The organism is Mycobacterium sp. NPDC003449 (genome assembly GCF_053588415.1).
The window spans coordinates 1-10,111 of the sequence record NZ_JBSFPX010000230.1; the positions used below are offsets into that span (position 1 = coordinate 1).

The window sequence follows — 10,111 nt, forward strand, 5'->3', positions numbered from 1 at the left end:
TGCCCAATTTCCGTGGAAATTGGGCAGTTTTGCGTCTGCTCGCGGGAGGAACCTACTTGGCGTTGTCGTACTTCTGCATCGCGTCGTTCAGCCGCTGCAGCGCCTCGCCGTACTTCCCGAAGTCACCGCTCTGCTGTGCATCCCGCAGCCCGGTCATGGCCGACTGCATGTCCTGCAGCGCGGCCGCTTTGGCCGGGGACAGTTGCACCGGCGCACCGGGCGGTACGGCCGCCGGAGGCTGCGCCGCCCGGCCGTCCTGCTCGGCAGGCGGCTGCGCAGCGGGCGGCTCGGTGCCCACCGGAGTCTGCGCGGCCTGCGGCCGGCTGTCGGTCGGCGCCACGTTGGTGGCCGTGTCACCCGCACCGGGCCCGAAGATCTCGGTCAGCGCGTCGCCGACCGTCGGACCGTAGCCGACCTTGTCGTTGTACATCATCGCGACGCGGATCAGACGCGGATAGGACGATGCCGCGTCACTGGTACCCGGCGAGGCGTACACCGGTGCGACGTAGAGCAATCCGCCATCGGCCACTGGCAGGGTGAGCAGGTTGCCCCACCGGATCCGGTTCGTGTTGTCCCGCCCGATCACACCGAGGTCCTGGCTCACCGCGGTGTCGGTACTGATCGCGTTGAACGCCAGCTTGGGACCATTGACCTGGCCCGGAATCGTCAACACGGTGAGTTTGCCGTAGTTCGACGGGTCCGAACTGGCGCTGACATAGGCGGCCAGGAAGTCACGCCGGATCCAGTTCATCGCGCTGGTCAGCTGGAACGACGCCGAATTGTCGTTGTTGGCAATGTCCTTGGCGACGATGTAGTACGGCGGCTGGAAGCTGCTGGCCGTCGGGTTCGGATCCAGCGGGACATCCCAGAAGTCGGCGTTGGTGAAGAACTTCACCGGATCGTCGACGTGGTACTTGGCCAACAGGGCCCGCTGCACCTTGAACAGATCCTCCGGATAGCGCAGATGCGCCTGCAGCTCCGGGCTGATGTCGGCCTTGGGCTTGACCGTGTCGGGGAACACCTTCATCCAGGCCTGCAGCACCGGATCGGTCTCGTCCTGCGCGTACAGGGACACCGTGCCGTCGTAGGCGTCGACGGTGGCCTTGACCGAGTTGCGGATGTAGGACACCTGCTTGTCGGGAGCCAACCGGTTGACCGCCACCTCGTTGGAGTCGGCGGTGGCGCTCGACAGCGTGGTCAACTCCGAATACGGATAGTTGTCCAGGGTGGTGTAGCCGTCGACGATCCACACCATCCGCTTGTTGACGATGGCCGGGTACACGCTGGTGTCGGTGGTCAGCCACGGCGCCACCGCCTCCACCCGCTCGGCCGGGTCGCGGTTGAACAGGATCTTGCTGTTGTCGCCGATCACGTTGGACAGCAGGAAGTTCCGCTCGGCGAATTTCGCGGCGAACACCGCCCGGGCTATCCAGTTACCGACCGGAACCCCGCCACTGCCCTGATAGGTGTAGTTCTTGGTCTCGGTGTTGGTCTCGTAGTCGTATTCGCGGTCGGTGTCGCCGTTCTTGCCGACGATCGCGTAATCGGCCGGGGTGTTGGCGATCACCGGGCCGAAATACACCCGCGGCTGATCCAGCGGGGCCGGCCCCGGCGACACCACGCTGCCGTTGGCACCGACCACGCTGGACAGGAACTCCGGGTATCCACCGTTCTGGTTCGGGTCGTTGGCGATACCGCGCACGGTGTTGGCCGGGGAGGCGATGAACCCGTTGCCGTGGGTGTAGACGGTGTGCCGGTTGATCCAGTCCCGCTGGTTGTCGATCAGCCGGTCCGGGTTGAGCTCACGGGCCGCGACCACATAGTCGCGCAGGTTGCCGTCCGGGCCGGCGTAGCGGTCGATGGCCAGCTGATCGGGGAAGAAGAAGAAGTTCTTACCCTGCTGGAACTGGGTGAAGGCCGGGCTGACGATCGTCGGGTCGAGCAGCCGGATGTTGGAGGTGGTCGACCGGTCCGCGGCGACCTGGGCCGCCGTCGTCTGTCCGGTGTTCTCGTAATTGCGGTATGTCACCGACTTTTCGGTCAGCCCGTAGGCCTGCCTGGTCGCGCTGATGCTGCGGCTGATGTACTCGCTTTCCTTCTGCGCCGCGTTCGGCTTGACGCTGAACTGCTCGACGATCAGCGGCCAACCCGCACCCACCACCATCGAGCTCAGCAGCAGCAGCGCCACGCCGATCGCCGGGATCCGCAAGTCGCGCAGCACGATCGCGGAGAACACCGCGGCGGCACAGATCACCGCGATGGCCAACAGGATGAGCTTCGCCGGCAGCACCGCGTTGATGTCGGTGTAGCCCGCGCCGGTGAACGGCTTGGCGGCCCTGGTGTTGCTCAGCAGCTCGTAGCGATCCAGCCAGTAGGCGAACGCCTTCAGCAGGATGAGAGTGCCGATCAGGCTGATCAGCTGGATGCGGGCCGCCCGGCTCAGCGCACCGGTCCGCCCGGTCAGCCGGATGCCGCCGAACAGGTAGTGCCCCAGCAGATTGGCCACGAAGGCCAGGAACGTGGCCACGAACAGATAGCTGAGCACCAGCCGGTAGAACGGCAGGTCGAACGCGTAGAACCCGAGATCGAGGCCGAACTGCGGATCGGTGGTCCCGAAGTCGCCGCCGTGCAGGAACAGCTGCACCCGCACCCAGTAGCTCTGGGCCACGATGCCGGCCAGCAGACCGATGAACACCGGAACGCCGATGCCGAAAAGTTTCAGCCGGGACAGCACCGTGGTGCGGTAGCGCGCCACCGGATCGTTGGGCCCGGCCGCCGGAACGAACACCGGGCGGGTGCGGTAGGCCAGCGCCAGGCCGGCGAACACCACGAGACCGATCAGCAGCGCGCCCACCAGGAACACCACGATCCGGGTGAACAGCACCGTGGTGAACACCGAGCGGTAACCCATCTCGCCGAACCACAGCCAGTCGACGTAGGTGTCGATGAACCTCGGCCCGATGAGCAGCAACAACACCACCACCAGGACCAGTCCGATCAAAACCCGGCTTCGTCGCGTCAGCTTCGGCATCCTTGCCGCGGGCCGCATACCCACTCGTCAACTCCAGTCTCAGGTCCGGCGGACTCGTAGCGTGCCGACGATGCGGCCCGTCCGATTTTCTACAACTCTAGCCATCCGCGGGCCGGCTGCGGCCCGGCCCGGCTCAGCAGCGCGGAGGTTCGCCACCAGCGGAAAGCGTCTTCAGCGAATCGACGGCCTCGGTGAGCGTCTGGATCTTGAGCAGTTCGAGTCCATCCTGGGGTGCCGAACGGGCCTCGGTGCAGTTGTCGGCGGGCACCAGGAACACCGTCGCGCCGGCCTCGTGCGCGGCCAGAATCTTGTGGGTGATGCCGCCGATCGACCCGACCTCGCCGTCGCCGGTGATCGTCCCGGTGCCGGCGACGAACTTGCCGTCGTTGAGGTCACCGGTGGTGAGCTTGTCGACGACGGCCAGGCTGAACATCAGACCCGCCGACGGGCCGCCGATGTTGGCCAGGTTGAAATCGATGTCGAACGGGGCCCACGGCGCGTCGAGCACCCCGACCCCGAGGAATCCGTAGTCGCGGTCGGGGTTGTCGCCGAGGGTGATGGTGGCCTCGCCGGCCGGGGCGTTCTTGCGGCGGTAGTCGATGACCAGTTTGTCGCCGGGCTTGGTGGCCTTCAACAGCGTCTGGAATTCGTCGAGGTTGGCCACGGGCTTGCCGTTGACCCCGTCGATGGCGTCGCCGTCGGCCAGCTTGCCCGCCGACGGGCCGGGATCGCTGACGTTCTGCACCGTCACGGCCATCGGGTACTTCAGGTAGGACAGCGCCGCATACTCGGCGCTGTCCTCGGAGTTCTTGAAGTCGGCGGTGTTGGCCTCGTCGATCTCGTCCTTGGACTTGTCCGGCGGGTACACCAGGTCCCGCGGCACCAGCTGTTCGCGCCCGGACATCCACAGCGCGAGCGCCTGCCCCAGCGTCAGACCGTCACGCTGGGACACCGTCGTCATGTTCAGATGTCCCGAGGTCGGGTGCACCTCGGGGGCCCCGCCGGTGTTCTTGATATCGACCACCTGTTTGCCCTCGACCTCACCGAGCGTGTTGAACGTCGGACCCGGGCCCAACGACACGAAGGGCACCTTCACCACCGAGAGCAGCACGCCGAACGCCAGGATCGGCACCAGCGCAACCAGCAGCGTCAAAATCCGCCTGTTCACGCCGCCAACAGTAAGGCCTGTGCGCGGGAGTTCACTGACAGCGTGACCCGCGCGGTCACGCGAGCGTCCCGCGGTGAGTACCGTTGGGGGCATGGCTGACCTGCCCTTCGGCTTCTCCGCCGGGGACGACCCCGACCGAGACAAGCCCAAAAAGGATCCCGGACCGGGATCCGGCCCAGGCAACTCCGGACCTGGTCCGGGGGCGGATCCCTTCGGCCTCGGGATGGGCGGATCCAACTTCGACATGGGCGATCTCGGGCAGATCTTCACCAAGCTCGGCGAGATGTTCAGCGGCGCGGGCGGCGCGATGGCCGGCGGCCAGCAGTCCGGGCCGGTCAACTACGACCTGGCCCGCCAACTGGCCTCCAGCTCGATCGGATTCGTCGCCCCGGTTCCCGAGAAGACCAGCGGCGCGGTGGCCGACGCCGTCCGCCTGGCCGAGACCTGGCTCGACGGTGTCACCCCGCTGCCCGCGGGCAGCACCAAGGCGGTGGCCTGGACGCCCAGCGACTGGCTCGACAACACCCTCGACACCTGGAAGCGGTTGTGCGATCCGGTGGCCGCCCAGATCTCGACGGTGTGGGCCTCTGCGCTGCCCGAGGAAGCAAAGAGCATGGCGGGCCCGCTGCTGGCGATGATGTCGCAGATGGGTGGCATGGCGTTCGGCTCACAACTCGGCCAGGCCCTGGGCACCCTGTCCCGGGAGGTGTTGACCTCCACCGACATCGGGCTGCCGCTCGGCCCGAGCGGGGTCGCCGCGCTGATGCCCGAGGCGATCGACACGCTGGCCGAGGGACTGGAACGCCCGCGCAGCGAGATCCTGACCTTCCTGGCTGCGCGTGAGGCCGCCCACCACCGGCTGTTCAGCCATGTGCCGTGGCTGCGCAGCCAGCTGCTGGGCGCCGTCGAGGCCTTCGCCAGCGGCATGAAGGTCGACATGTCCGGCATCGAGGACCTCGCCCGCGGCATCGACCCGGCCTCGCTGGGCGACCCGTCGAAGATGGAGCAGCTGCTCAGCCAGGGCATGTTCGAGCCGCAGGCCACCCCCGAGCAGACCGCCGCCCTCGAGCGGCTCGAGACGATGCTGGCCCTGATCGAGGGCTGGGTGCAGACCGTCGTCACCGCCGCCCTCGGCGACCGCATCCCCGGCACCTCGGCGCTGGCCGAGACGCTGCGCAGGCGCCGCGCCACCGGCGGACCGGCCGAGCAGACCTTCGCCACCCTCGTCGGCCTGGAACTGCGGCCACGCAAGATGCGCGAGGCCGCGGCCCTGTGGGAGCGGCTGACCGAGGCGGTCGGCGCCGACACCCGCGACGGCGTGTGGCAGCACCCCGACCTGCTGCCGAGCGCGTCCGACCTGGACGAACCGGCCGGTTTCATCGACCGGATGATCGGCGGCGACACCAGCGGCATCGACACCGCCTTCGAACAGGCGATCGCCGACCTGGAGAAAGAACAGGACGACAAGGGCGACAAGGGCGACGGATCCCCGCCTGTGGATAACTAGAACGCCGCACCCGCTCGCCGTGGCAGAGTCCCAGCATGGCGGCACGTTATGTCCTCACAGCCGACCGCCCGGTGCTGGTTCGACCGGACGGCGCGGTACAGGTGGGCTGGGATCCCCGGCGCGCGGTGCTGGTGCGGCCGCCGCACGGCATGACCCAGGCCCAGCTGGCCGAACTGCTGCGCACCGTGCAGAGCGGCGCCACGCGATCCGAATTGCACACGGCCGCCGCACAGTTGGGCGCCGTGCCGGAGTCGGCGGTCGAGGAGCTGATCGCCGCGCTCGACCGGGCCGGCCTGCTCGCCGCGCCGCCGCGGCGGACCCGGTCGGCGTCGATCCGGATCCACGGACGCGGCCCCCTGTCGGACCTGCTGGCCGGCGCGCTGCGCTGTTCGGGCGCGCGGGTCCGGTGTGCGGCCACCCCACACGCCGCGGCCCCGCCGGACGGCACCGATCTGGTGGTGCTGGCCGACTTTCTCGTCACCGAACCCCAGGTGCTGCGCGAACTGCACCTGGCCCGGGTGGCGCATCTGCCGGTCCGGGTCCGCGACGGCACCGGGCTGGTCGGACCGTTGGTCATCCCGGGCGTCACCAGCTGCCTGAGTAGTTACTAGAGGGTACTACCTGGCAGAACGGAGCAGACCATGACCGACTGGCGCGACCACACCGACCAACTGACCGCCGACCAGCTCCACAGCATGGAGACGATGGCCACCAACCCTGCGGCAACCCCCGACCGCCTGGAGCGCGCGGCCCGCAGGTACGCCGCCCAGAACGTAATCCTTGCCGAATTCCTGGACTCTTGGGATGGCCCCAACCCGGCGGGCGCTACCGAGGTCGACCGCTGGAGCCTGGAGCACGATGGCGTTGCGCCGCTGCGCCGGTTCTTCGGTACCGCCTGGACCATCCCAGCCCATCGGGACGACGACCTTGGCTGGGCGACCGGCTCCGCTGAGATGCTGGTCGAAATCAACGGGGTGCAGCGCGAGGACGGGATTAAGCGGGAGATCCACCTCAGCATCGGTGGTATCGACGGCGAATTCCTCGACCTCGGCACCGCCCGTCTGCTGGCCGAAGCGCTGACAGCGGCCGTCAACGAGGCCGAAGCCGATGCAGCCAGGGAGCGATATGCGCCGACCACGCCCGTGTTCAGTGATGCAGCGGAAACAAGCTGAACCCCGACCGACCCGAAACCCCCGGCCAATCAGCCGGGGGTTTCTCGTTGTGCAGTCAGGCGCTCATCAAGCAGTGCATCCACGCGACCAATATCAGGCAGCGGATCACCGCCTCGGCGGCAGGCAGAACGGATCACGGCGGCCATCCGCAGCTCTACATCAATCTCGGGAACCGTACGCATACCCCGTTTAGACGCACGGTGACGCGTTCACGGTTCCATCGAACTATTGTTCGAAGATGTTCACCGAGCGCGCCCCCAAGTGCTGCCCCAACGGGCACCGCCTAGGACCTAACCGGGTGCTGGTCGGCTGGATGCCCTGCTTGTGCTCCGAGGGGTATTCGGGCCATCGGACCTACTGCTGCCGGGAGTGTGGCGCGCTGATCTGGATACCGCCATGCCGACAGTGAGTTGTTGCCATTCGCCACTGGCATTCAAGATCTCCGCGCACAATCGCCAACATGACGGAATGGCTGGAGTACGAAAAGTGGCTAACCCGCGAGCAGGTCTCCGCATTGCAAGCGGCGAAAAACAGTCCCACCGAGCTTGCCGATATTGCACTCAGGCACGCCTGTCAAAACATCATCGCCAACCACAAAGCCGCATGGGCCGGGCCGGAACCGAAGGGCGTGCAGGTCGGGCCGTGGGAAACGAATTTCAGCCACGACTGCTACGACGAGGCGGTGTTCCGCAGACTCACCAGCTCGCCGGAGACCGACGTTCACGCGCGGGTGGAGGGCGTCCAGCATGGTGCCACGGGGCGGATTGAACTGTGCGCGACGGTCGCCGCCTCTGGCGCCAGCCTGCCAGAGGCGGCGCGGGAACTAGCCGAAGCGCTGGCCGCTGCCGCCGACGAAGTGGAGCAGATAAACGAGGCCGACAAGCGCTGAGTAACAACGAGAAGAACCCGCGCCATAGAGAGGATGGCGCGGGTTCTTTCATGCAGGGTCTAGGCGTGCGACTCGAATGGATCGGCGATCCGGCCCGGCGGCTGCACGGGTTTGAACGCGCCGTCCACATCGTTCCACGCGGGAACCTCTTGGTCCTCGGGGTCGATGATGCGGGTGATGGTGCGGGCTGCCGGGGTGTGGGTCGTACCGTTGCCGTGGTCTATGACCTCGCCATCATGGACGGTCTCGCGGCGTTCAAGCAGCTGCTTCGGCGTCCGCTGCGGCCGGTAGCTCTCCAGATCAACGGCGCGGATCTGCACGCCGTCAAGCTCAGCCAGCGCCGCCCACTGGGTGCCGGTCTGCGCACCGGCGGAATCCCAGGCTTCCCAGAGGCGGCGGCAATGCGCACCCTCAGCGTCGACGCACAAGCCCAACTGCAGCTGGTTGATGCCGGTGACATGAGCGTTCGAGGACTGCGGTTCGCCAGCATGGGGCCGTTCGGCGCCACAAAGTTCCGCGGCGATACCCAGCAGCGGGACCAACCGCGACAACGTTTCGGCCGCTGCCTTACCGTCCAGGTAGGCTTTGCGGGTCTTATCGTCAGCGGCAACGATATCCGCCGGATCAGTCTCCGGGGAGATGACCGCATGCGCTTTCTGGAAGGCTGCCGCAGCAACGTCAAACTGGCGGGCAACCTCGGCGTAGTGATCGGCCGCCACGGAGTCCTGAATCTGGCGACACCGGCCCCGCACCGCAGCCTGAACATGATCAGCCAGCTCCTTGGTGGCGACGCCCTCCGCGATGGCACCGGCCCGCAGCGCGCCAAGGTCAGCATCGCCGCCATCCAATACCGCCTCGGTGAGCCGGTCCCGCACCGGTGTCTGCAGCGCCGTGAACGCCTTGTGACGCTCCAGGACGGCGTGATACTCCGGCGGCATCTCGATGCCGATCCCCGCCAGGGCACGGATAGCGCCGACCCGCGAGGTCCACTCGGTACTGGGGCTCATTCGGTTGATAAACATTGGTCTCCTACTAGTTCCAGAGGGTTTGCGGCTGGAGCATTTTCGCCAACCGCTGGTTCTTTTGGTCGAATGTTTCGGGTCCCTGACCCTGCGCAGCGAGGGCAGCCAGCACCTCGTCAGACACATCGGGCTGATTGCCCGCGTTCGGGATGTGATGGTCGGACACGGCAGGCTCTTCTACCGGTTCCGCTACGACCGGTTCGGCGGGCGGTGCGGGCGGAAACTTGTCCGCCCACTTACGGGCGATGTCGTCAACGTTGTTAGCCATAGCTGTTCTCCTAGTTGGTTAGTCGGTGCCGAAAAAGCATCCGGGACATTCATCGACCCGCCACGGTGACGGCGGCACGTCGAAACCCGGATGCTGGATGTGCGTCGGAAGGACGCACCCGCACTCGACGCAGTTCGTGGGGTGTAGCCGTTTGCTCGTCGGCTTCGGCTTCTGGAAGGTCACAGATGCCTGAATTCGCAATAACACAGGAACTGCCACCGCCAAGGCTCAGGGGACGAAGGGTAGACGCGGCTCGGCTTGGCCGCCGCACCACAGTCGGGACACAACGGGGCGTCGGTGAGATCAGGTTCAGGCTTCGGCTTCTGAAAGGTCACTTGACGCTCCTCATGCGGGTCTGGCCTGCCTTCACATGGCGCTCTGATTTCGGGATCTCGCCCCAGATCGACAGGGCGCCGACATGATCGGTCACCGACTTGAGCTGAATACGCCTCTCAGCGGCAAGCTTGATCAACTGCGACGTGGTCAGCTCGGGATCGAGCAGTTGCACACCGAGTAGATCGGCCAGATCGGCAGCAGCTTCCGCAGCGGCTAGGTGCTGTTGTTCCCGCTCATCCCAATCGAGACGATCAGGATCACCGTGGAGTTCCTCGGAGACGCGACGCAGCGCTTGGGTGAGTTGTTCCCGCAGCTTCTCGGCTGCGGTTTTCTTACGAGGCAATTTACACTCCAAAAGGTAGTCGTAAGGTACAGAAAGGGATACAAAAGGTACGGAAAAGGTAAGGTTCAACATGAACCGCACCCGTGCTGACCAGCAGCGAGAGCCAATCCTGGGTGATTTGACCAAGATTTCTTTGCTAGCACACTGACTGTCAGACGGGCTGGCCGCCCTTGGTGAGGATCGATAGGGGCGGGGTGGATGCCCTGGCATCAGACGGCCCCGTGAGCGACGCTCGGCGGCCCATTGCTGGGCCTGTGCGCCACGCTGACGAGCGTTTGCTGTGCCCTGGTGGCCAATGGCCGGGCATGAGCGTGTAGGGGCTGTGAGAGCCGTTCAGCCCGTGTAGGTATCGAGCAGATCGTTCACGTGATCGCA

Annotated in this window: 8 protein-coding genes and 1 pseudogene; 4 read left to right on the forward strand and 5 right to left on the reverse strand. The window is 66.3% G+C overall.

The genetic code is table 11. The annotated features are described in order from the left end of the window. Positions 1–52: 52 nt before the first annotated feature. Both ACWDTP_RS34200 and ACWDTP_RS34205 read right to left on the reverse strand, forming a co-directional pair. Positions 53–3,055, reverse strand: a complete 3,003-nt coding sequence (locus ACWDTP_RS34200; protein ID WP_450027662.1) for a UPF0182 family protein — start codon at positions 3,053–3,055, stop codon at positions 53–55. Between the two features lie 109 nt (positions 3,056–3,164). Further along, positions 3,165–4,199: a YlbL family protein gene (locus tag ACWDTP_RS34205; RefSeq protein WP_450027663.1), complete on the reverse strand. Its 1,035-nt coding sequence runs from the start codon at positions 4,197–4,199 to the stop codon at positions 3,165–3,167. A 91-nt stretch (positions 4,200–4,290) separates the two neighbouring features. Here ACWDTP_RS34205 and ACWDTP_RS34210 point away from each other — a divergent pair, with 91 nt between their 5' ends. The 4 genes and pseudogenes from ACWDTP_RS34210 (at position 4,291) to ACWDTP_RS34225 (ending at position 7,767) form a co-directional block, all read left to right on the forward strand. Next, positions 4,291–5,706, forward strand: a complete 1,416-nt coding sequence (locus tag ACWDTP_RS34210) for a zinc-dependent metalloprotease (RefSeq protein WP_450027664.1) — start codon at positions 4,291–4,293, stop codon at positions 5,704–5,706. 35 nt (positions 5,707–5,741) lie between these two features. Continuing rightward, positions 5,742–6,305, forward strand: a pseudogene (locus tag ACWDTP_RS34215) (cyclodehydratase); the annotation flags it as partial. A gap of 42 nt (positions 6,306–6,347) precedes the next feature. Continuing rightward, the gene (locus ACWDTP_RS34220) at positions 6,348–6,878 is read left to right on the forward strand and encodes a hypothetical protein (RefSeq protein WP_450027665.1); all 531 of its coding nucleotides are present in this window, start codon (positions 6,348–6,350) and stop codon (positions 6,876–6,878) included. A gap of 460 nt (positions 6,879–7,338) precedes the next feature. Further along, positions 7,339–7,767 (forward strand): hypothetical protein, encoded by a 429-nt coding sequence (locus tag ACWDTP_RS34225; protein ID WP_450027666.1) that lies wholly within the window; start codon positions 7,339–7,341, stop codon positions 7,765–7,767. A gap of 59 nt (positions 7,768–7,826) precedes the next feature. Here the strand turns inward: ACWDTP_RS34225 and ACWDTP_RS34230 are convergent, their stop codons facing one another. The 3 genes from ACWDTP_RS34230 to ACWDTP_RS34240 all read right to left on the reverse strand — a co-directional run bounded on the left by ACWDTP_RS34230 (position 7,827) and on the right by ACWDTP_RS34240 (position 9,808). Further along, positions 7,827–8,789, reverse strand: a complete 963-nt coding sequence (locus ACWDTP_RS34230; RefSeq protein WP_450027667.1) for a hypothetical protein — start codon at positions 8,787–8,789, stop codon at positions 7,827–7,829. 10 nt (positions 8,790–8,799) lie between these two features. Beyond that, positions 8,800–9,057 (reverse strand): hypothetical protein, encoded by a 258-nt coding sequence (locus ACWDTP_RS34235; protein WP_450027668.1) that lies wholly within the window; start codon positions 9,055–9,057, stop codon positions 8,800–8,802. A gap of 331 nt (positions 9,058–9,388) precedes the next feature. Next, positions 9,389–9,808, reverse strand: coding sequence for a hypothetical protein (locus ACWDTP_RS34240; protein WP_450027669.1), 420 nt, complete (start codon positions 9,806–9,808; stop codon positions 9,389–9,391). Positions 9,809–10,111: the final 303 nt, after the last annotated feature.